22 protein-coding genes are annotated in these 20,489 nt (G+C 41.4%); 10 read left to right on the top strand and 12 right to left on the bottom strand.

Annotation, left to right across the window (positions count from 1 at the left end; genetic code table 11):
* Positions 1 to 60 precede the first annotated feature (60 nt).
* The 3 genes from GUA46_RS01090 to GUA46_RS01080 form a co-directional block, all read right to left on the bottom strand.
* Entirely contained in the window at positions 61 to 717 is a 657-nt protein-coding gene (locus GUA46_RS01090; RefSeq protein WP_176618950.1) for an HD domain-containing protein, read from the bottom strand.
* Complete coding sequence (locus GUA46_RS01085; protein WP_176618949.1) at positions 717 to 1,451, bottom strand: lysophospholipid acyltransferase family protein; 735 nt, start codon at positions 1,449 to 1,451, stop codon at positions 717 to 719. The genes GUA46_RS01090 and GUA46_RS01085 overlap by 1 nt, the downstream gene beginning before the upstream one ends.
* A gap of 78 nt (positions 1,452 to 1,529) precedes the next feature.
* On the bottom strand, positions 1,530 to 1,940 hold the full coding sequence (locus tag GUA46_RS01080; protein WP_014032829.1) for a BrxA/BrxB family bacilliredoxin: 411 nt from the start codon (positions 1,938 to 1,940) through the stop codon (positions 1,530 to 1,532).
* 122 nt (positions 1,941 to 2,062) lie between these two features.
* On the opposite strand from GUA46_RS01080, the gene GUA46_RS01075 reads away from it, so the two are divergent.
* Positions 2,063 to 2,800, top strand: a complete 738-nt coding sequence (locus GUA46_RS01075) for a TerB family tellurite resistance protein (protein ID WP_176618948.1) — start codon at positions 2,063 to 2,065, stop codon at positions 2,798 to 2,800.
* On the opposite strand, the gene GUA46_RS01070 is transcribed toward GUA46_RS01075, so the two are convergent.
* Positions 2,797 to 3,951 (bottom strand): PepSY-associated TM helix domain-containing protein, encoded by a 1,155-nt coding sequence (locus tag GUA46_RS01070; RefSeq protein WP_176618947.1) that lies wholly within the window; start codon positions 3,949 to 3,951, stop codon positions 2,797 to 2,799. The two genes, GUA46_RS01075 and GUA46_RS01070, sit on opposite strands and share 4 nt — an antisense overlap.
* Positions 3,952 to 4,190: 239 nt before the next feature.
* Between GUA46_RS01070 and GUA46_RS01065 the strand changes: the two genes are divergently transcribed.
* The 3 genes from GUA46_RS01065 to GUA46_RS01055 all read left to right on the top strand — a co-directional run bounded on the left by GUA46_RS01065 (position 4,191) and on the right by GUA46_RS01055 (position 6,941).
* Positions 4,191 to 4,775, top strand: a complete 585-nt coding sequence (locus GUA46_RS01065) for a HupE/UreJ family protein (protein ID WP_176618946.1) — start codon at positions 4,191 to 4,193, stop codon at positions 4,773 to 4,775.
* 85 nt (positions 4,776 to 4,860) lie between these two features.
* A complete protein-coding gene (locus GUA46_RS01060; RefSeq protein WP_108245473.1) occupies positions 4,861 to 5,298 on the top strand; it encodes a deoxycytidylate deaminase in 438 nt (145 codons plus the stop codon).
* Between the two features lie 14 nt (positions 5,299 to 5,312).
* Positions 5,313 to 6,941: a S41 family peptidase gene (locus GUA46_RS01055; protein WP_176618945.1), complete on the top strand. Its 1,629-nt coding sequence runs from the start codon at positions 5,313 to 5,315 to the stop codon at positions 6,939 to 6,941.
* A gap of 1 nt (position 6,942) precedes the next feature.
* Here GUA46_RS01055 and GUA46_RS01050 read toward each other — a convergent pair whose 3' ends face one another.
* Together GUA46_RS01050 and GUA46_RS01045 are read right to left on the bottom strand one after the other, a co-directional pair.
* Positions 6,943 to 7,143 carry a hypothetical protein gene (locus GUA46_RS01050; RefSeq protein ID WP_176618944.1) on the bottom strand — a complete coding sequence of 67 codons (201 nt, stop codon included), beginning with the start codon at positions 7,141 to 7,143 and terminating at the stop codon, positions 6,943 to 6,945.
* A 9-nt stretch (positions 7,144 to 7,152) separates the two neighbouring features.
* Positions 7,153 to 7,737: a MarC family protein gene (locus GUA46_RS01045; protein WP_163624157.1), complete on the bottom strand. Its 585-nt coding sequence runs from the start codon at positions 7,735 to 7,737 to the stop codon at positions 7,153 to 7,155.
* 121 nt (positions 7,738 to 7,858) lie between these two features.
* On the opposite strand from GUA46_RS01045, the gene GUA46_RS01040 reads away from it, so the two are divergent.
* Positions 7,859 to 8,428 (top strand): DUF3109 family protein, encoded by a 570-nt coding sequence (locus tag GUA46_RS01040; RefSeq protein ID WP_176618943.1) that lies wholly within the window; start codon positions 7,859 to 7,861, stop codon positions 8,426 to 8,428.
* On the opposite strand, the gene GUA46_RS01035 is transcribed toward GUA46_RS01040, so the two are convergent.
* The 5 genes from GUA46_RS01035 to GUA46_RS01015 all read right to left on the bottom strand — a co-directional run bounded on the left by GUA46_RS01035 (position 8,421) and on the right by GUA46_RS01015 (position 14,623).
* The gene (locus GUA46_RS01035) at positions 8,421 to 10,388 is read right to left on the bottom strand and encodes a tetratricopeptide repeat-containing sensor histidine kinase (RefSeq protein WP_176618942.1); all 1,968 of its coding nucleotides are present in this window, start codon (positions 10,386 to 10,388) and stop codon (positions 8,421 to 8,423) included. The two genes, GUA46_RS01040 and GUA46_RS01035, sit on opposite strands and share 8 nt — an antisense overlap.
* 15 nt (positions 10,389 to 10,403) lie before the next feature.
* Positions 10,404 to 11,138, bottom strand: coding sequence for a LytR/AlgR family response regulator transcription factor (locus tag GUA46_RS01030; RefSeq protein ID WP_108245468.1), 735 nt, complete (start codon positions 11,136 to 11,138; stop codon positions 10,404 to 10,406).
* A 235-nt stretch (positions 11,139 to 11,373) separates the two neighbouring features.
* Positions 11,374 to 11,664 carry a hypothetical protein gene (locus GUA46_RS01025; protein WP_108245467.1) on the bottom strand — a complete coding sequence of 97 codons (291 nt, stop codon included), beginning with the start codon at positions 11,662 to 11,664 and terminating at the stop codon, positions 11,374 to 11,376.
* Positions 11,665 to 12,251: 587 nt separating this feature from the next.
* Positions 12,252 to 12,905, bottom strand: a complete 654-nt coding sequence (locus tag GUA46_RS01020) for a gluconate 2-dehydrogenase subunit 3 family protein (protein WP_176618941.1) — start codon at positions 12,903 to 12,905, stop codon at positions 12,252 to 12,254.
* Positions 12,905 to 14,623, bottom strand: a complete 1,719-nt coding sequence (locus GUA46_RS01015) for a GMC oxidoreductase (protein WP_108245465.1) — start codon at positions 14,621 to 14,623, stop codon at positions 12,905 to 12,907. The genes GUA46_RS01020 and GUA46_RS01015 overlap by 1 nt, the downstream gene beginning before the upstream one ends.
* A gap of 136 nt (positions 14,624 to 14,759) precedes the next feature.
* Between GUA46_RS01015 and GUA46_RS01010 the strand changes: the two genes are divergently transcribed.
* The 5 genes from GUA46_RS01010 (at position 14,760) to GUA46_RS00990 (ending at position 19,971) form a co-directional block, all read left to right on the top strand.
* Positions 14,760 to 15,758, top strand: a complete 999-nt coding sequence (locus tag GUA46_RS01010) for a sugar phosphate isomerase/epimerase family protein (RefSeq protein ID WP_108245464.1) — start codon at positions 14,760 to 14,762, stop codon at positions 15,756 to 15,758.
* Positions 15,759 to 15,781: 23 nt separating this feature from the next.
* Positions 15,782 to 16,225 (top strand): DinB family protein, encoded by a 444-nt coding sequence (locus GUA46_RS01005; RefSeq protein WP_176618940.1) that lies wholly within the window; start codon positions 15,782 to 15,784, stop codon positions 16,223 to 16,225.
* A gap of 23 nt (positions 16,226 to 16,248) precedes the next feature.
* Positions 16,249 to 17,478 carry a nucleoside permease gene (locus GUA46_RS01000; RefSeq protein ID WP_176618939.1) on the top strand — a complete coding sequence of 410 codons (1,230 nt, stop codon included), beginning with the start codon at positions 16,249 to 16,251 and terminating at the stop codon, positions 17,476 to 17,478.
* A gap of 97 nt (positions 17,479 to 17,575) precedes the next feature.
* Positions 17,576 to 18,814 (top strand): MFS transporter, encoded by a 1,239-nt coding sequence (locus tag GUA46_RS00995; protein WP_108245461.1) that lies wholly within the window; start codon positions 17,576 to 17,578, stop codon positions 18,812 to 18,814.
* A 20-nt stretch (positions 18,815 to 18,834) separates the two neighbouring features.
* Complete coding sequence (locus tag GUA46_RS00990) at positions 18,835 to 19,971, top strand: Gfo/Idh/MocA family protein (RefSeq protein WP_176618938.1); 1,137 nt, start codon at positions 18,835 to 18,837, stop codon at positions 19,969 to 19,971.
* Between the two features lie 50 nt (positions 19,972 to 20,021).
* Here GUA46_RS00990 and GUA46_RS00985 read toward each other — a convergent pair whose 3' ends face one another.
* On the bottom strand, positions 20,022 to 20,486 hold the full coding sequence (locus GUA46_RS00985; protein ID WP_176618937.1) for an ASCH domain-containing protein: 465 nt from the start codon (positions 20,484 to 20,486) through the stop codon (positions 20,022 to 20,024).
* Positions 20,487 to 20,489: the final 3 nt, after the last annotated feature.

Here is a 20,489-nt window from a genome sequence, read left to right as displayed (position 1 = left end):
TTTAGTTTGATATTATGTGAGTCCCCAAGATACAAAAAAGGTAAAGAGAAATCCTAGGTTTTACGATTCCCCATTCCACTCTCTGTAAAATTGGTCGAGATAGTTCAACATAAATTGATGACGCTCTTCCGCCAGCTTTTTTCCGGTTTTGGTATTCATCTTATCCTTGAGCAACAGTAGTTTTTCGTAGAAATGATTAATGGTGGGCGCTTTGGATTTTTTGTATTCCTCCTTGCTCATGTTGAGATTGGGCGGGACATCCGGATTGTGCAACTCCCGGTTTTTAAAACCTCCGTAGTTGAATGCTCTGGCAATGCCTATGGCGCCAATGGCATCCAATCGGTCCGCATCTTGTACAATTTGAAGCTCTTTAGATGTAAACATGGTTCCCTTCTCCAGGCTATTTTTGAAGGACATATGTTTGATGATGTTCACTACGTGATCAATGGTCTGCCCATCAACGGAGAGGGATTCTAGAAAGTTTTTTGCGGTTTCCGGGCCAATGTTCTCGTTCCCTCCATGGAATTTTGGGTCGGCAATATCATGAAGCAGGGCAGCCAATTTTACGACCGTAGCATTTCCCTCTTCATACTTCAGAAGCAATTTGGAGGTATTGAAAACACGCTCAATATGGAACCAATCGTGCCCGCCCTCTGCATCTTGGAGCTCTTTTTTTACAAAATTGATGGTCCGTAATATGAGTTGTGTTTCCTCCATTAGTTGTTGTTGACACCTGCCACGATGGTACTTTCTATTTGGGCAATAAGTTCATCGACTTTGCCTTCATTTTCAATTGGAGGATGCACCTCGAAAGTAACTTGGGAACCCAATCCCATGGGAAACTTTCCGTAGCGCAACAATTTCCAGGAGTTATTGATGCTGATGGGGACAAGCAAAGCTTCGGGTGCATTTTTCAGCATTACTTTGAGACCGGTTGTCCTGAATGGCTTGGGCACTCCATTCCTGCTTCGGGTACCTTCCGGGAAAATAACGGCACTTCGGTTGTTCTCATTAATGTACTTGGCCAATTTTTGAAGCTCGGAAATGGACTGTTTAGGGTCTTTTCTATCGATCAAGGCCGAGCCACCATGCCTTAAGTTATAGGAAACGCTCGGTATCCCTTTTCCTAGCTCTATTTTACTTACAAACTTGGGGTGGTACTTTCGCATATACCAAATAATCGGTGGAATGTCGTACATGCTTTGGTGATTGGTAACAATAATAAGAGGCCTGTCCGTTGGGATATCCTGATTGTTCTTGAAGCTGTACCGAGTTCCCAGAACGTTGGTACATCGCATAATGAACCAATTTAATATGGAAACGCTTTTTTTGTGCGCATTGTACCCGAACACTTTTAGGCAAAACCATTGTATGGGATGGAATATGACCAGAACCAGACCAAACAGCAAAAAGAATAAAACGGTTAGGGGGTATGACAACAGTTTTAGCACGGATACAGGTTTAAATTTTGGTAAAAATAAAAAAACCACCCATTTGGGTGGCGTGTTCATATCTTAATTTGCCTGATTTTAGCAATGCTCGTTGTATGCTTCCATCAAGTTTTCTGCGATCAGCTCGGCAGGTCTACCTTCAATATGATGTCTTTCAATCATGTGAACCAGTTCGCCATCTTTAAAAAGGGCCATACTTGGTGAAGAAGGAGGAAACGGGACCATATGGTTTCTTGCCGTGGCAACAGCTTCCATGTCCACACCGGCAAAAACTGTTACCAAGTTGTTCGGAGTTTTGCTGTTTTGTAAGCTCAATTTAGCGGCTGGCCGTGCATTGGCTGCGGCACAACCACAAACCGAATTCACCACTACCAAAGTAGTTCCATCCTTTTTTAGGGCTTCATTTACAGCCTCACTTGTATGTAGTTCTTCAAACCCGGCACTGGCCAAGTCTTCGCGCATAGGTTTTACCAATTCTTCTGGATACATAGACTTCTTTTTGATTATGTTACAAAGATACGGTATTGTAAGGATTTTTTCATCACCGTTAACATTGCTTAAAGCTTTGTTTCTTAATCAAACCCCTATCTTTGCGCTTTAAATTTTGCAGCATGATCAAGTGGATAGCCGCTATGCTCGGTTATTTTATGTTTAGGTTTCCCGGTGCGGTCCTTGGGTTTATAGTAGGGACCTTTTTGGATAATTTTGGAGGTTCAGGGAAAAGGCCTGGCTCTATTTTTGAAAATGTGACCAGACAATCGGTCTCCCCGGCCGATTTTGAATTGAACCTACTCTCACTTTGCTCCATAATCATTAAGGCAGACGGACAGGTGAACCAAAGGGAGCTCGATTATGTAAGACAATATTTTTTGAGCACCTACGGAAAGGAAAAAGCCAATGCCATCTTCAGGACGTTCAACGATGTCATCAAAAAGAGGGAGATATCGGCGCAGCGCATCTGTACTTTTATGGTGCAGCGTACCCGGTATGAGGTTCGCTTGCAAATGCTTCATTTTTTGTTCGGTATTGCCCAATCGGATGGGCAGGTTAGCAAGGCAGAAATTCAAAAGTTAAGGGAGATAGCAGGGTACTTTCGGGTAAATCAGCATGATTTTGAAAGTATCATGGCGATGTTCATCAAATCTACGGACAACTCGTACAAGATCTTGGAAATCGAGAAGACCGCTACCGATGATGAAGTGAAAAAGGCTTATAGAAATATGGCCAAAAAGTACCATCCCGATCGTGTGGTGACCGAAAACGAGGCCATCCGTAAAGGTGCCGAGGAAAAATTCAAGGAAGTTCAGAAAGCCTACGAATCCATTCAAAAAGAAAGGGGCATCTCCTAAGCGGTGGCCAAACTTCTTCTTCGCTTACTCTTCTTTTTAAGTTTGTTAATGTAAATAATAGTTCCCGTGATAGGCAAACTGGTCGCGATCAAGCAGGCCAAGAAGTATATCCATTTGCTAAATGTTCCGTAAATGGTTCCTGTATGGATTGGCTTGATGGCCGAAGCAATTTTAACGTTTAGCGGTTTGTCAGCATAGATTTCTTTGCTGACCACCTCACCGGAAGTATGGATCTGTAGCCTATCTTGGGCGACGGTAGACCAAGAATCGTCCGCCAGTTTTCTGAAACTGTAGATGGGGTTCTTATCGTTGGGCAGGCTAACCGATAGTTCTCCCTCATAGTTGAGCTCTTTGTTGGCCAAGGCTATGGCCTCTTCCAAACTGATTGATTTTTCACTGTCGAAGCTTTCCAAATCAATTTCTGGGCCTCCCCCCCGATTGCCGAACACCTTTGTTCCCATGATGGCACTGAGACCGTCCCTATAACCTTCGAACGACCAGCAAAGCCCGGTAATGCCCATGATTAGGATTAAAATACAAGCATAAAATCCTAAAGTATTGTGGAGGTCATGGTTGATGCGTTTCCAGTTGGCATTGGTCCTTATCTTAAAGCCGGCTTTCACGGTTTTCCATTTTATCTTTTTGGGGAACCATAGCACAATTCCGGAAATGGCCAATATCATAAAAATAATGGTGGCAATGCCCACAATCGGTCTTCCCCATTTAATGTCCATCATTAACCATCTATGCATACGGAACATGCTGAACATAAACTTGTCTATTCCCGTATCTTCTGGGGCTAAAAGTTCCGCGGTGTAAGGGTTTATATCGTATGTTGTTCCCCTTCGCTGCTTGAGGTCTTCTTTAATAGAAAATTCATACGGAGAGGTTTCATCGGTTGGAATGGTGATGGATGTGAGAATTCCTTTTTCTTGGATTATAGGGTCATTTATCAAATTGGAAATCGATTTTTTGGTTCCTATGGCCTCAACCTTCATGTCCTCTTTGAACCAACCTTCGATTTCCTCCTCAAAGGTCAGAATAGTTCCGCTTAGGCAGACCAAAAACAAAACAATACCGCTAACGAGTCCCAACCAAAGGTGAACGTCGTTGATAAAATCTCTAATTCCGTATTTCTTACTTTTTCCCATACCGATTGTTAAGCGCTCATATTATTTCAACTGGATTAAATGAATCAAATTCCGGTATACGACTGCACATCTGTTCAATCGTTTAATTGATTTAATGTAGAAATCCAATTTTCGCAAATATAATGGCTGGTCCCTAAAACAAAATCATTATTTGGATTAATTTAAAATAAATTCCATGGGGTTTGCCCGCTTTTGGATGAGGGAATGTTTTTTATTGGTAAATTTGAAAACAAAACTTCATGCAAGAATTTCTGTTCTACATAAAATTGGGACTTAGCCATGTTTTGGATTTTGGAGCCTACGATCATATCTTATTCTTGTCGGCCCTTGCAGTTCCGTTCACTTTTAAAAGTTGGAAAAAAGTACTTGTATTGGCCACTATTTTCACCATTGCCCATTGTACATCGTTGGCATTGTCCGTGTATGAAGTGACTACGGCAGATGTTGGTCTTATTGAGTTTTTGATACCGGTCACCATTTTGCTTACGGCCTTGTTCAACTTTGCATATGTGTTCAAAGAATCCCTGGATATTGGTCTTTTCCTGCATATTTTGGCGACAGCTTTTTTTGGTTTGATACACGGTTTTGGATTTTCCAACTATTTTAAGATGTTGATGGCTGAAGAAGAGGACAAGATTACTCCTCTATTAGGTTTTGCGACCGGTATAGAATTATCGCAAGTGACCATCATATTGGTTGTGTTGGCTATTGCCTATGTAGTTTTAGGTCTTTTGAAGGTAAAAAGATCTATTTATATTGCGGTCGCTTCAATTTTGATCATAGCCATTACAATACCCTTGCTCATAGCTACGTTCCCCATATAGGCCCTTAGTTAAATTTTATTGAAGATGGTTGTGAGGGTCTATCAAAGCAGGTATATTTATTTAATTATCAGCATTTTTTTGATTTATGAAGGCGAGCAAACAAGAAAAGTACGATAAAGCCTATTTGAGGATGGCCCAAGAATGGGGGAAATTATCGTATTGTAAAAGAAGGCAGGTCGGAGCAATTATAGTTAAGGACAGAATGATCATTTCCGATGGGTACAATGGGACTCCTACTGGATTCGAAAATTTTTGTGAAGATGAGGAAGGGTACACTAAATGGTATGTCCTTCACGCTGAGGCTAATGCAATTCTCAAAGTCGCCTCCTCTACACAGTCTTGTGAAGGTGCAACATTATATATCACATTGTCCCCATGCAGGGAGTGTAGCAAGCTAGTGCACCAAGCTGGCATAAAACGTGTGGTATACCAGAGTGCATATAAAGACGACTCTGGAATAAAATTTCTGGAAAGGGCAGGTGTGGAGATTGTTCATTTGCCAGTTCTGGAAGAAATGGTTTAAGACCATATTGCTATATGAAAAAGATTAAAGGATATATTTGGCCCACACTACTTGCTTTGGCAGTAGCCATAGGTATTTTTATAGGGGGCAAACTCCATTTTAACGATTCCCCGGAAAAGCTCTTCTCCACCAATTCAAAAAAAGACAAGCTCAACCGGCTTATCGATTACATTGACTACGAGTATGTGGATGATGTGGATACCGATAGCATCGTGGATGTAACGGTCAATAATATTTTGGGCAAGTTAGATCCTCATTCAGTATATATTCCAAAGGATGAAATGAAGGATGTTGCCGAAAATATGAAAGGGGACTTTGCGGGAATAGGTGTTAGCTTTTATATGTACCGTGACACTATAACTGTGATAAGAACTATAAAGAACGGCCCTAGTTATATCAGTGGTATAAAACCTGGTGATCGTATTCTTATGGCGGACAAGGATACACTTTACGGAAGAAGAATCGCCAATGATGATGTGGTCTCCACCCTAAAGGGTAAAATTGGAACCAAGGTCAATTTAAAGGTTTATAGAAAGACCGATAACCAGATGATGGATGTTTCCGTGGTCCGTGACCGGGTGCCCATCAGAAGTGTTGATGCCTATTATATGCTGACCAAGGATATGGGCTATATTAAAATAAACCGTTTTGCCGAATCCACTTTTGATGAGTTTAAAGATGCTTTGCGCAAATTGAAGCTAAGAGGTGCTGAAAAACTGACCTTGGACCTAAGGGACAATCCTGGGGGGTATTTAGGCATAGCCGAAAAATTGGCTGACGAGTTCTTGGGGGACGATAAGCTTATTCTCTTCACAAAGAACAAAAAAGGAAGAGTCAAAAAGGCTTACGCTACTAAGAAAGGTGATTTTGAAGATAGAGAGGTATATGTGCTAATCAACGAACGCTCGGCATCTGCCAGTGAGATTATTGCAGGAGCTTTACAGGACAACGATATAGGTACCATTGTAGGTCGCCGTTCCTTCGGAAAAGGATTGGTACAGCGAGAAATGGATTTGGGCGACGGGTCTGCCGTTCGTTTGACCGTATCGCGATACTATACCCCAACGGGGCGTTCCATTCAAAAATCCTATAAAGACGGGAACCATGATTATTACCAAAGGTTTATGGAGCGCTATGCCAGTGGCGAGCTTCAATCGGCGGACAGTATCAAGGTGGCGGACTCATTAAAGTTTGTCACGCCGAAAGGCAAGGTGGTATATGGCGGAGGTGGAATTATTCCAGATGTTTTTGTTCCGATAGGAAGCAATCAGGAAGAAGCTATTGAGAGTATGGACGATACCTATCAGTTTTTTGCACGTTTTGTTTTCGAGCATTTGGAAGAGGACAGAACCATGTACGATGGATATGAGCAGAATCAATTTTTGGACGAGTTCCAAGTAGACGATATCCTTTTTGACAACTTTATCCAATTTGTACTGGACCGTAAGATAAAACTGGATTTTTACGCCTACGAGGACAAGATAAAGGCGTTCATAAAGGCGAATATTGCGGAACAACTGTATTCACCAAACCTATCGGCCCAAATAAAAGGAGAGTACGACCCAATGCTCAAAAAAGTAAAGGCTTTGGACAAGGCCAAGATTGATGAATCCCAACTAGGGGCAATAGACATCAAGCCTTAACTTACTTCTTCAGTTTTTTGTCAATCTTTTTGGAAGTCATAAAAATCAACATCAATACAATGGCACTTAAAGAGGCAACAATCCCGATCAGGGCGATTGTACTGTCACCTTGTATTGGATTTTCAAAATCTACCAAGGTCACATTGTAAGCAATAAGGCCCAATGCGAGTATAATTAAAACTAAGGCAAATGTCCTGTTCATATCTATGTTTTAAGCGGCGTGCGATAGTAGCCCGTTTACATTGGTCACAAAAAGCTTTACGGCTATGGCCATAAGAATAACCCCAAAAACTTTGCGGATAATGTTGAGTCCGTTCTTTCCCAAGATGCGCTCAATTCTGGCACTGGATTTAAGCACGATGTATACAAAGATAACGTTTATAATAATGGCCACTATAATGTTCTCCACATGGTATTCCGCCCGCAAGGACAATATAGAAGTAAGTGTTCCCGCACCCGCGATCAAGGGGAAGGCAATGGGGACAATGGAGGCGGTTTCCGGTTCATCGTCTTTATAGAGGGAAATTCCCAAGATCATTTCAATGGCAAGGAAAAAGATGATAAATGCACCTGCCACTGCAAAGGAGTTTACATCGATTCCTATCAAAGAAAGAATGCTTTCACCAACGAACAGAAAGGCAATCATAATTGAAATGGCCACAATGGAGGCCTTTTCGGATTGCACATGACCCACCTTGCTTCTGAGCGATAAAATAATAGGGATACTTCCTAAAATATCGATTACAGCAAACAATACCATTCCAGCGGTCGCTATTTCCTTAAAATTAAAATTCATGGCGTCTTTTTTTTGGACGGCAAATTTACGGGTAAAAAACACTTTTGGATCATATAAAGTGTTTATAAATCATCAATTTTTTGGTTTTGATTTACCTTTGCCCAAAAAGTAAGGACATATTATGTTCCAGATAGGAAAGACCATAGTATCCGAAGAGATACTGGAAAATGATTTTGTTTGCAATCTGAATGCTTGCAAAGGAGCTTGTTGTGTGGGTGGCGAGTATGGTGCGCCGTTGGAGGATTCCGAGACGGACAAGTTACTCAATATTTATGATGAGGTGAAGCCTTTTTTGCGCCCGGAAGGTATTGCTGCCATTGAAGAACATGGGGTTTTTGTAAAAGGAGAGGATGGTGAATGGGAAACCCCTTTGGTGAACAATAATGAATGCGCTTATGTGATTTTCTCTGATGACGGGATAGCCAAATGTGGACTGGAAGCTGCTTATGAAGCCGGTGCCACCAAATGGAAAAAACCTATTTCGTGCTATCTGTATCCGGTTCGTACAAGGGAATATTCGGAATTTACCGCAGTCAATTACCATAAATGGGAAATCTGTGATCCGGCTTGCTCCTTGGGTAAGGAATTGAAAGTCCCTATCTACAAGTTTGTAAAAGATGCTTTGATCAAAAAGTTCGGAAAGGCCTGGTACAAGGAATTGGAGGAAGTAGCTGCAGAAAAGACTAGATAGTGGGGATGTCCAGCACAACTTTGGTTCCAATAGGATCACCGTTCTCATCGAACAGATCCAAGATATCCACATCAAATTTGTTTTGATAGTCCTTAGCGAAATTGGCCAATCGTTCCTTGGTAATGCGAATACCCAAAGACTTTCTTTTTAGTACACGGTTTTCCTTGTTAAGTTCGGCCATTGTTCTTCCCACGCCGTTGTCCACAATTTCAATCGTGACATGTCCCCTATCCTTGTGCTTTACATTGATCTTTATTTTCTTTTCACCTTCTTTGGGAGATAGCCCATGCCATAGGGAGTTTTCGAGAAAAGGCTGAAGTGTCAAAGATGGGATTTTGATATTATTTATATTGATGTTCTTTTCTACTTCTATTTTAAAATCTATTTCGTTGGAGAACCGGATATTTTCGATATTCATGTATAGCTCCATGGTTCCCAGTTCTTCGGATAGCGGGATTTCCTTTTGGGAAGATGCTTCTAGAATTTTTCGGACAAGTTTGGAGAACTTGTTCAGATAATGAACGGCATTTTTTTGTTCGTTGTTTATAATATAAAGTTTGATCGAGTTCAAGGAGTTGAACAAAAAATGAGGATTCATTTGGCTACGCAGCATTTGTTGCTCCAAAGTGAGTACTCTCTTCTCGTTCTTGCTCTGGTATTGCCGGTAAAGAATATAGAGTATGGATGAAATTAGCCCCACGATCAATGCACTTACCAGAAGAGTTGTCTGATTTTTTTTAAGCCTTAGCCGAACGATTTCGTTTTCTTTTGCCAAAACCGCGATCTGGCTGTTCTTCTTGTCGTTTTCGTACCTAACGATAATATCGTTCATGTACCGTAGGTTGGTTGCACTGGAAATTTCCTTTTCGTATTCACTGGCCTTTTTATAGGACTCATAAGCTTTTTTAAAATCTCCTTTGGCGTTTTCTAGATCGGACATCTTTTCATACGCGTACAAAATATTACTGGGCATATTTCGGTTTTGCGCCATTGTAAGTCCTTTTTGGATAAAGGTTTCGGCTTCCTCATAGTTGCCCAATTTGGTATGTGCCCATCCCGTATTGATATAGACTAGGCCCGTTACGGAGAAGTCTCCGATTTTTTCGGACTCCGAATGTAGAGGCTCTAAAAGGACCAACGCCAAATAGGGCATGTTCTGTTTAAGATAGATTTGCGCCAGACTGTTTTTGCATATAACACGGCCTACTTCCGAATCGATTTCCTCGTTATAGGCCAAGGATTTCCTGTAATTTTCCAAAGCCTCTTCCAAATCGCCCTTTTCCTCTAGGCAATGCCCAATATTTTGATGGTTTATGGCCAACCCCAATTTGTTGCCCAGTTCCTCTTCCAGTTTCAATGCCCTTCTAAATTGTAATATGGCCAAATCGTACTGCTCCAAAGTTTGGTACAGGTTTCCAATGCCATTGAGGGCAACATTGATACTTCTTTTAATATGGTTGGATGGGTTCTCGATTTGTTCTGCCAGTTCAAGCGCCTTTTGGTGATAATCCAATGCGGTCTTTATCCCATCGGTACGTCTGTAGACTACCCCCAGCATATTTAAACTAAGCACTTTAAAATCAATATTGTTCGCTCTTTCCGAGGCGGCCAAGGCTTGTTCGTGCAATGCAACGGCTTTCTCATATTCGGAAAAGTTCCGATACTTCATGCCTAATTGGTTCAAGGCATAAGATTGTCCTTCCAAATAGTCGTTTTCTTTACTAAAGTTGGCAAAATATCTTAATAGTGAGGTGTCCCTTTTTTCGGAATACAGCTCTTCATCTAGTGCTTCGTAGGTCTTGGGTTTAAGTTTTACCAATATTTCCGTTTTCTCAACAAACTCGTCGGTGAGGTTTTGAGCATGTAAAGGAGATAAAAAAGAGAACAGCAAAAAGGTGACCAGAGGCCCGGTTCGCGCTCGAGGTAGGTTTTTAATAAGGAGGAACTTTACTATAGGCACGTGAACATTTTGAGATTATAGCATATCCAAAAAGTCGGATTTTTTTTGCCGGGAGACTGGGATTTTATGATTGGATTCCAGAACCACATAACCGTCGGTTTTGAGGAATTCTTTTATTTTGTTGAGATTGATTATATAAGAGTTGTGTATTCTAAAAAAGCTACTTTCTGGTAACAAGGCATTGACTTCCTTCAATTTTTTCGTGAGAAGGATTTTTTGTCCATCCTTTAGAAAAATAGTACTGTAATTACCGTCGGATTCTGCATACAGGATTTCATCGCTGTTCAAAAAGACCAATTTACCATCCGTATTGATGGTTATTTTTTTGCTTTGCGATTCCGAATTAAAATTAAGAAGAATTCTTTCCAAGCGTTCAACGGTCAAATTTTTAGCGTTGAACTTTTTTATTTTAGCTATGGTTTCCTCCAGATCATCCGAGTCTATCGGTTTTAGGAGATAGTCGATGGCCTCATTTTTTAGGGCCTGCAGGGCATATTGATTATAGGCTGTAGTAATGACAACAGGAAAATCCTTGTTTTTCAAGTTTTTTATAAACTGGAACCCGTCCATTGCGGGCATTTCAATATCCAAAAATAGACAATCGGGAGTGTTCTTTTCCAAATAGTCCAAAGCTTCCCTGGCATCTGTAAAAGATGCAATAATATCCACTTCATCGCTCAAGTTGGTAAGTTCCCAGCTTAGGCTTTGGAGGGCTTTTATTTCGTCATCAACTATTACTGCTTCTAGCATAATCTAATATAGGTTATACCAAATTTAGAATTATTCTCTACATGGCAATAAAATAATGTGTTAATGGATATTTAGCACGTATAACTGGTATAAAAAGGGGAATCAGGTGAAAAATCACTGGTTTTTTCTGTTTTGGGCTTTAGTTAGCAGGAAAGCTAAAGCTGGTTTCCCATACGCAAAAACCAATTATACATAAAACAGAACAGTTTATACATAGACATTATATGCGTGAAATTTAGTTGTCTATATTCGGCATGTCAAAAATAAGAGGACAATTTTGAAATAGCCAGAAAATGAAAAAATGTGCAATATTGTTTTTGATTTTGATAGTGGCATTGTTTTTTGCCGCGTTATCAGAAAAGAACAATGCCCAATTGGGAGGCGATTGGAATAAGGTTGTTGCGAAGAAATGATTTTGTAACACATTAGCTCTTAAAATTTTTGTATTACCAAATAATTGTACGGCCACGGCAACCAATCTTTTGATTGTATAAACCGCTTGCACAATTAACTTCTGTTTGGCCATAATCTGGATTTGGTTTTAGGTTTCGGGGGAACTACCTAGGACAAAAAAAGATTTAGTAAGGCTCAATTGAAGAGGCCGTACTCTTTGGTAATATTTGGCTCTTTGGCCGGTTCATCGTAAAAGCAAGACCAGGTAAGCATACTTCTATGTTACTTGGTCTTTTGTTTTTACAGATTTTGTAAAGTATTGCTTACAAGGCAAGTCTGTGCCTAGATTTCAACATTTTGTGTTAAAAACTTTAAGGGTGTTTTTAGCGTTGAATCTTTAAAAACTCAAGGTATTTTTAAATCTTTGTCTGTGTTGACCGAAAAATTCAATTTAGGTAGATTTCACTCGCTGTAAAGCAAAGGATTCTCGAATTATTTTTTGGAAATCTTCAACAAATTACTGTGCCGATAATACAGTTGTTACTGTACTGCGTATACAGTTTTTTGTGCCTTGAATGGCAAATGTGATAGTGTTTATTGATTTTATGCCTCGGATAAGTTTACCCCACAGTAGAACCATCCGAGGTATTTTTTTGGTAACCGTATATAAAAAAACCCCCAGTATTGGAGGTTTTTGATTTTATGGATGTTAATTAAAGCTTAGATAGACCAAGCCTTGCCGCCTGTCAAGGTTTCAAGGTCGCCACAACCGATATATTCACCAGGAATTGGCAAATAAGCCAATACTTCCTCACCCACATATTCTGAGGATTTGTAGGCCCAAGTGGCCAAATCCCTCAAGTCATTGGCAAAGGAAAAACGGGCAATATCATCATCCAAACTACCTTCTCCACCTTGCATAATGGCTTCCATGTAGTTCATGATGGCTTCGGAATGTGCTTCTTCCTCTTCATCCGAACGTTTTCGTAGGTATGCTTGCAAAGCTGGCTCTATATCCGCGGCTTCCAAATCCAATAGAGATTCTTTGCCAGAATCGGCCAATACCTTGTCATAGAACTTGTTCATTTTCATGATGACAAACTCTCTTTGGTCCAAAGGCATTACTTCGTCCAAATAGGCATCGATAAATACATGAACATTTACCTCGGTTGCAGAAGGAGTATCCGTTTTGGGAAGAATTACATCCACGGTCTGCGCTAAGGCATACCCTTGCTCCTTGCTCAAAAAGCTGGGGGACCACTCCGAATATGCGGGTTTGTCCTTACAGCTTTGCAATAGCGATAACAATGTCGGGGTGGCCACGGCATAACCGAAGGCCAGTCCCATATTTTTAAGTGCTGATCTTCTTTCCATTATATATTTCCTTTTTTAAGTTCTTGGGCGGCATGGTTGGCTGCCCTTGCGGTAAATGCCATATAAGTCAACGATGGGTTTACGCAACTTGCAGATGCCATAAAGGAACCATCGGTCACATATACGTTCTTACATCCGTGTACTTGGTTGTTCCCATTGACTACGGAAGTTTTTGGGTCAAGCCCCATACGGGCGGTACCCATTTCGTGGATTCCCAGACCCAATGCATAAGGGGCGTTGAAAGCGGTGATGTCTTTTGCACCTGCTTTTTCGAGCATTTGAACCGCTTGCTCTTGCATATCCTTGCGCATGTTGTGCTCGTTTTCACCGATTTCGGCATCAAAGGTTACAGTAGGGAGTCCCCACTTGTCCTTTTTGTCGTAATCCAAGGTCATTTTGTTTTCGTGGTAAGGGAGGGTTTCACCGAAAGCATTGATGCTAAAGTTCCATCCACCGGGAGTCAACATTGCATCTTTATATGCTTTTCCGTAAGCTGCTTCGGCGACCAATTCTTCGTAATTGCCTCTGCCCGCACCTCCTTGGTAGCCATAACCACGTTTAAAGTTTTTCATATCGGAATCACCGCCAAGGTTTCTAAATCTTGGAATGTACACTCCATTGGGCTTTCTGCCCTTGTAGTATTTGTCTTCGTAACCATCAAACTTACCGGATGCACCTACTAAAAAGTGGTGGTCCATAATGTTGTGGCCCAATTCTCCGGAGTCGTTTCCTAAACCGTTAGGGAACCTATCCGATTTGGATTGCATCAAAATGGAAGTAGAAGCAATGGCAGAAGCACATAGGAAAATAACTTTTGCTTTGAATTCAAATTCTTCCTTTGTTTCTCTATCGATAACCTTAACGCCTGTAGCTTTCTTGGTGTTAGGGTCATAGATTACCTCGTGTACAATGGAATCTGGTCTAAGGGTCATGTTTCCTGTAGCTTCGGCAGCTGGCAACGTAGAAGAAACGCTGCTAAAATATGCTCCGAAAGGACATCCTCTAATACAACGGTTCCTAAATTGACAACGAACCCGACCGTCACCATCAAACTGTTTGTCACTGTTTATGTGGGCCACCCTACCTGCAGTGATAACACGGCCACCAAAATGTTCGGCGACCTTGCCTCTTACGTGGTCCTCTACACAATTGAGTTCCATCATGGGCTCAAACTGTCCATCGGGAAGTTGAGGCAGACCTAAATTTTCACCGGATACACCGATGTAACTTTCAACTTTATCGTACCAAGGGGCTATGTCCTTGTAGCGTACTGGCCAATCCACGGCGATTCCCTCATTTTTGTTTGCAGTGAAATCAATGTCGCTCCATCTGTAGCTGTGTCGTCCCCACATAATGGAACGTCCACCTACGTGGTAACCTCTCATCCAATCGAAACGTTTGGTCTCGTTGTAAGGATGGTCCAAGTCGTTTACAAACCAATGTTTTGAGGCTGCACCAGTGGTGTAACCGGTTCTGGATTGTTTCTCTTGTTGCTTAACGTCTTCTCGGGTTGCTCTGCCCGCATGCTTAAAATCCCAATCGTCCATATTGGCCGTAGGGTAATCTTCACGGTGTTTTACCATGGGGCCACGCTCCAAGACCAAAGTCTTGAGACCGTTTTCGCACAATTCTTTTGCAGCCCAACCACCGCTGATACCCGTACCTACCACAATGGCATCGTAGGATTCCTGCTCCTGATTGTAATAAAATTTACTCATTTATTCGGATTGTTTATTTGCTAAATGTATTAATTATTAAATTAATTTTCTACATTTAATCCCTATGTTTATTGAGAATTCAGCACTATAACGTTGTAGTTTTTGGATTCCGCACGAAATTAACTAACGTAAAAATATGAACAGAAGTAGTTTAGCACAGAAAAGTATTGTCACACTTATTGCCGTGGCTTTTTTAGGATTTTATTCCTGTAAAGAGAATTCAAAGAAGGAAACAGCGGAGGAATCTGGTACCGAGGTAGTAGCAGAAGATGAGCCTAAACCGGACATTAAGCTTTCTCTGGCACAATGGTCCATTCACAAAATGATTTTCGAAGAAGGCGTTGATCCTTACACGTTTGCGGAAAAAGCAAGCAAATGGGGTTTTGAGGGATTGGAATATGTGAGCGCTCTTTATTATAAAGAACTGCAAGCTGCGAATTTTTCCGAAGAGGCCATGAACAAATGGGTGGAAAAGAGTAAGGCCGAAAGTGAAAAATATGGGTTGAAGAATCTTTTGATCATGGTGGATGGACAAGGCGACATCGCGGTTCCTGATGAAGCCGAAAGAACAAAAGCAGTGGAAAACCATTATAAATGGGTAGATGCGGCCGCAGCTTTGGGTTGCCACTCCATCCGCGTTAACCTTAACGGAAGCATGGAGCCAGAAGTATGGATGCCTGCATCCGTTGCGGGGCTTACCCAATTGGCCACTTATGCCAAGGACAAAAACATCAATATTATTGTAGAGAATCACGGCGGGCCATCTTCCAATGCCCAAATGTTGGCAGACGTTATGGAAAAAGTGGGCATGGACAATTGTGGTACATTGCCGGATTTTGGAAACTTCTGCATCAAAAGGGAAGCAGGGGATTACTATTCATCAGAATGTTTGGAAGAGTACGACAAATATAAAGGGGTAAAAGAATTGATGCCTTATGCCAAAGGTGTTAGTGCCAAATCCTACAGTTTCAATGAAGAAGGCTATGAGACCAGAGTGGATTATCCTAAAATCATGGATATTGTATTGGATGCTGGATACGAAGGTTATGTTGGGGTAGAGTACGAAGGCTCTGAACTTAGCGAAGAAGAAGGAATATTGGCAACCAAGAAACTTTTGGAAAAAGTACTGGAATAGTCCTACTAAATATAAATGGGTAGATGAAGGGATTTTTACAACAGCTCTTCGATTACAATTTCTATTGTAACAAAAAAATAATTGAACAATGCAGTGGTCCGGGCCAGGTTCCGGACAACTGCATTAGACTTTTTAGTCATATACTAAATGCCCATCATATTTGGAACCAAAGGATACTGGAATACCCAACTGAATTTGGAGTCTGGGACCTGCATGAGGTAGATACATGGGAAGACATTCATTACGAAAATCAACGAACTTCCTTTGAAATTGTATCCAGCACGGATACTTTTGATAAACGAGTGGAATATACCAACAGTACAGGAAAGAATTTTTCAAATAAACTGGAGGACATCCTTTTTCATATCATCAATCATTCCACGCACCATAGGGGGCAAATTATGATGGAGTTGAGAAATGCAGGGATAGAGCCCGAGCCTTTGGACTATGTGCATTACAAACGATAATTACTAATTTTTGAATACCAACAATGAATATTAAGACCAAATTCCAACTCTCATTTATGATGTTCCTCGAATTTTTTATCTGGGGAGGTTGGTTTGTTACCCTGGGAACATTCCTAGGGAATAATCTAGAAGCAACAGCAGGGCAATCCTCGATGGCTTTTTCCACCCAATCATGGGGTGCTATAATAGCTCCGTTCATTATTGGACTTATTGCTGACAGATATTTTAATGCCGAACGAATTTTGGGGGTATTGCACCTTATCGGTGCATTTTTAATGTACCAGATGTATCAATCGGACGATTTTGCCGCCTTCTATCCATACGTATTGGGCTATATGATTTTGTATATGCCAACATTGGCTTTGGTGAATTCCATATCGTTCAATCAAATGAAAGACCCAGCAAAGGAGTTCTCGAATATCCGTGTGTTTGGTACCATTGGTTGGATTATCGCAGGGTTGGTAATAAGCTACCTTTTTGTTTGGGACTCTCCAGAAGCTTTGGAAGCGGGAATGCTTAGAAATACATTTTTGATGGCTGGAATCGCTTCGGCAGTTTTGGGGCTTTTCAGCTTCACATTGCCAAAGACACCGCCAAAGGTGGACAAAAGCGAAAAAGTGACCATCTCCGATGTGTTGGGACTTGATGCATTGAAACTGTTGAAGGATAAAAACTTCTTGGTGTTCTTTATATCATCAGTATTAATTTGTATCCCGTTGGCTTTTTACTATCAAAATGCCAACCCGTTCCTGTCAGAAATAGGATTGCCAAACCCAACAGGTAAAATGGCCATCGGTCAAATTTCCGAAGCACTTTTCATTCTGGCACTACCTTTCTTTTTCACCAGATTTGGATTTAAGAAGACCATATTGGTAGGTATGTTGGCCTGGACGGTTCGTTACCTATTGTTCGCCTATGGTAATGCTGATGAATTATCTTTTATGCTGATTCTTGGGATTGCACTGCATGGAATTTGTTATGATTTCTTCTTTGTATCCGGACAAATTTATACCGATACAAAAGCTGGTAAAAAGTACAAAAGTGCAGCACAGGGCTTGATTACATTGGCCACCTATGGAGTGGGAATGTTAATAGGTTTCTGGATCGCAGGCCAGATTACCGATTCACTTACTATGGAAGACGGCGCCCATGCTTGGGAAAGTATTTGGATTTATCCAGCAGCATTCGCGGCAGTAGTATTCGTGTTGTTTGCATTAATATTCAAGAACGAGAAAGTAGAATATAAATCTTAGGTAATCGGGAATGCACATGCTCGGACACCCTTTGATTTAAATATGATCAAAATAGGACATAAGATTATAGATACAACCAAAATTAACTGAAACAAAAATGAAAAACGTAAACAAGAATCAGCTATTTCTGGCAGCCTGTATATCGCTGGTGGTTACATCCATGACCTTTGCCATTAGGGCGGGTATATTGACCCAATTAGGGGAGGAATTCATGCTTTCCAATCAACAATTAGGTTGGATAAACAGTATGGGCTTTTTTGGATTCCCTATTGCCATGATCTTTGGTGGATTGCTCTACAATAAAATTGGGGCACGTAAACTCATGGTAACAGCATTTGTCTGCCACATGCTTGGATTGATCCTTACTATAATGGCAGGAGGGTTTTGGACATTGATTATATCCACCTTCTTTATTGGCTTTGCCAATGGTTCGGTGGAAGCGGCCTGTAATCCGATGATTGCCGATATGTTCACCAAGAACCGTACAGCCATGTTGAACAGGTTCCACGTATGGTTCCCTGGAGGAATTGTGATCGGCTCCCTTATCTCCAAGTTTATGACCGATTTTGGAATGGGTTGGCAATTGCAGATTGCGGTAATGTTGATACCTACGCTTATCTACGGATATATGTTCTTTAAGCAACAGTTTCCAGAAAGCGAACATATCGAAACGGACACCACAAAGAACATCAAAGGTCTTGCAGACCCATTGTTCATTTTTATCATGTTGTGCATGACCCTCACCGCAATTTCAGAATTTGGCCCTCAACAATGGGTGGAACGAATTTTGGGTAATTCTGGGGCAAGCCCCATGTTGGTCTTGGCCATGGTGACCGGTATTATGGCCATAGGCCGATATTTTGCCGGGCCCATTGTACATAGGCTTAATCCTATTGGGGTTTTGGTGATGTCCGCCCTGATAACTACCGCAGCAGTGTATAGCATGAGTGTTGCCGAAGGCTCCATGATTTATTTGGCAGCCGTTCTTTTTGCGTTGGGAGTTTGTTATTTTTGGCCTACCATGATTGGGTTTACTTCCGAATACCTTCCCAAAACGGGAGCATTGGGAATGTCCTTGGTAGGTGGGGCAGGAATGTTCTCCACGGCCATATGGCAACCCGTGATCGGCGGTTGGTTGGACACAGCAAAAGAAACAGCTGTTTCATCTGGACTTGCCGATGAGGTGGCGGAATTGGCAGCAGGAAAGGCAACCTTGGGGAAAATGATGTTTTTTCCGTTGGCAGTGTTGATTCTGTTTTCCATTTTGTTCCTGTTTCGTAAGAAATTGGAAGAAAGAAGAGTGCCTCAGGGCCATACAGCAGAAGAAGTAGTATAATTGAAAATAAAATAATAAAAATGCCTAAAAAGATTAGACTCGGAATTCTCGGAGGAGGAGGGGATTCGCTTATTGGTGTGCTGCACAGGGTGGCAGCCTTTATTAATGATAATTACGAGATTGTTGGTGCTGTGTTTAACCCAGACCATGATGAAAGTATAGCCTTTGCCAAGGAAATTGATATTCCAACCAATCGTATCTATAAAGATTTTGATACGTTGATAGAAGAAGAGATGAAGCTTCCAGAAGACGAACGTATTCAAGTTTGCTCCATTCTTACGCCTAACTTCTTGCACTTTCCAATGGCAAAAAAACTTTTGGACAATGGTTTCCATGTCATCTGTGAAAAGCCGATGACCACCACATATGAAGAGGCCAAAATCCTTCAAGAGACCCTTAAAGAAGTCAAAAAGGTATTTGCCGTAACACATACATACACAGGTTATCCGATGGTGCGACAAATGCGCGAGATGATAAAGGACGGTGTTATTGGGAAAGTACACAAAGTTGATGCGCAATATTATCAAGGTTGGATGAACCCTATTATTCACGATAAGGAAAAGCGTAGGACCGTATGGAGACTCGACCCCAAAAAAGCGGGAATCAGTTCTTGTATGGGAGATATCGGTGTACACGCCTTTAACATGATAGAATACACCACCGGTCTGCAGGTGCAATCCTTGCTCTGCGATTTCAATTATATGTATGATGACAATGTCATGGATATGGATGGTACCGCCCTTATTCGCATGGACAAAAACGTAAAAGGAGTCATTAGGGCCAGCCAAGTGGCCACAGGTGAGGAGAACAATCTCACCATAGCCATTTACGGTGAAAAAGGAGGGTTGAAATGGGAACAGGAAAACCCAAATTACCTCTACAAGTTGAATGATCCAGAACCGTTGCAGGTATATAAACCAGGGCATCAGTACAATTCCAAACTGTCTTTGGACGGAACAAAGTTGCCCCCTGGACACCCAGAAGGTATTTTTGACTCTATGGCCAATATCTACCTAGGTGTTGCAAGGGCCATCCGTGGTGAAGAATACAATGATGGTGAATTCCCTACAATGATGGACGGTGTACGTGGACTTAATTTTATAGAGAACACGGTAGCTTCCCACAAACAAGGAAATATTTGGGTGGATATGGATTAAATCCTTATGTATTCAACAAAGAATAGGTAATGGCTGCCAATTGGCAGCCATTATTTTTTATAAAGCATCTCAAACTGCTCAAACACCACAATCATACTTTCGGTAGGTTTGGTCCCTAACTCAGATAGTTCCCGGGTATAATAATCCCAATGGACCTTTTTCCAATGGTCGAGGCTTTTATCTCCTTCACCCTCCAAACGGGCATGCTCTTCCCTGATGCTGAAGTAGGGGAGAAGCTTAACAGCAGTGGTTCGTATAATACATTTGGCATCGCCACTCCAGTCCGTTACCACATAAAAATCCCCGATTTTGGGCAAAGCTTCATTGCGGAGCTGTATCCCTTTGAGGCTATATGTTGTCGCTCTTTTGGTTTCTTTGCAGATCAAATCTGCGCACAAGTTGGCATCTTTTTCATTATCACAAAAGTGAATCACCTTTGGTGCGTCCTCAGAAGCAAACTCCAAATAGGCATCCAAAAAATCGCCCCAAAGATTTCGGGCTGAAGCATTTTCCATAAG

The sequence above is a fragment of the Flagellimonas chongwuensis genome (assembly GCF_013376415.1).
Lineage (GTDB): Bacteria > Bacteroidota > Bacteroidia > Flavobacteriales > Flavobacteriaceae > Flagellimonas > Flagellimonas chongwuensis.
This window is presented reverse-complemented; position numbering and strand designations above follow the sequence as displayed.

Excerpts from the sequence above, each read along its gene's own strand:
- GUA46_RS00995 (WP_108245461.1), top strand. The coding sequence starts at position 17,576 with ATGAAAAACGTAAACAAGAATCAGCTATTTCTGGCAGCCTGTATATCG.
- GUA46_RS01065 (WP_176618946.1), top strand. The coding sequence starts at position 4,191 with ATGCAAGAATTTCTGTTCTACATAAAATTGGGACTTAGCCATGTTTTG.
- GUA46_RS01010 (WP_108245464.1), top strand. The coding sequence starts at position 14,760 with ATGAACAGAAGTAGTTTAGCACAGAAAAGTATTGTCACACTTATTGCC.
- GUA46_RS01020 (WP_176618941.1), bottom strand. The coding sequence starts at position 12,905 with ATGGAAAGAAGATCAGCACTTAAAAATATGGGACTGGCCTTCGGTTAT.
- GUA46_RS01055 (WP_176618945.1), top strand. The coding sequence starts at position 5,313 with ATGAAAAAGATTAAAGGATATATTTGGCCCACACTACTTGCTTTGGCA.
- GUA46_RS01070 (WP_176618947.1), bottom strand. The coding sequence starts at position 3,951 with ATGGGAAAAAGTAAGAAATACGGAATTAGAGATTTTATCAACGACGTT.
- GUA46_RS01040 (WP_176618943.1), top strand. The coding sequence starts at position 7,859 with ATGTTCCAGATAGGAAAGACCATAGTATCCGAAGAGATACTGGAAAAT.
- GUA46_RS01025 (WP_108245467.1), bottom strand. The coding sequence starts at position 11,664 with ATGGCCAAACAGAAGTTAATTGTGCAAGCGGTTTATACAATCAAAAGA.
- GUA46_RS00985 (WP_176618937.1), bottom strand. The coding sequence starts at position 20,486 with ATGGAAAATGCTTCAGCCCGAAATCTTTGGGGCGATTTTTTGGATGCC.
- GUA46_RS00990 (WP_176618938.1), top strand. The coding sequence starts at position 18,835 with ATGCCTAAAAAGATTAGACTCGGAATTCTCGGAGGAGGAGGGGATTCG.
- GUA46_RS01080 (WP_014032829.1), bottom strand. The coding sequence starts at position 1,940 with ATGTATCCAGAAGAATTGGTAAAACCTATGCGCGAAGACTTGGCCAGT.
- GUA46_RS01090 (WP_176618950.1), bottom strand. The coding sequence starts at position 717 with ATGGAGGAAACACAACTCATATTACGGACCATCAATTTTGTAAAAAAA.
- GUA46_RS01045 (WP_163624157.1), bottom strand. The coding sequence starts at position 7,737 with ATGAATTTTAATTTTAAGGAAATAGCGACCGCTGGAATGGTATTGTTT.
- GUA46_RS01030 (WP_108245468.1), bottom strand. The coding sequence starts at position 11,138 with ATGCTAGAAGCAGTAATAGTTGATGACGAAATAAAAGCCCTCCAAAGC.
- GUA46_RS01000 (WP_176618939.1), top strand. The coding sequence starts at position 16,249 with ATGAATATTAAGACCAAATTCCAACTCTCATTTATGATGTTCCTCGAA.
- GUA46_RS01015 (WP_108245465.1), bottom strand. The coding sequence starts at position 14,623 with ATGAGTAAATTTTATTACAATCAGGAGCAGGAATCCTACGATGCCATT.
- GUA46_RS01075 (WP_176618948.1), top strand. The coding sequence starts at position 2,063 with ATGATCAAGTGGATAGCCGCTATGCTCGGTTATTTTATGTTTAGGTTT.
- GUA46_RS01060 (WP_108245473.1), top strand. The coding sequence starts at position 4,861 with ATGAAGGCGAGCAAACAAGAAAAGTACGATAAAGCCTATTTGAGGATG.
- GUA46_RS01050 (WP_176618944.1), bottom strand. The coding sequence starts at position 7,143 with ATGAACAGGACATTTGCCTTAGTTTTAATTATACTCGCATTGGGCCTT.
- GUA46_RS01005 (WP_176618940.1), top strand. The coding sequence starts at position 15,782 with ATGAAGGGATTTTTACAACAGCTCTTCGATTACAATTTCTATTGTAAC.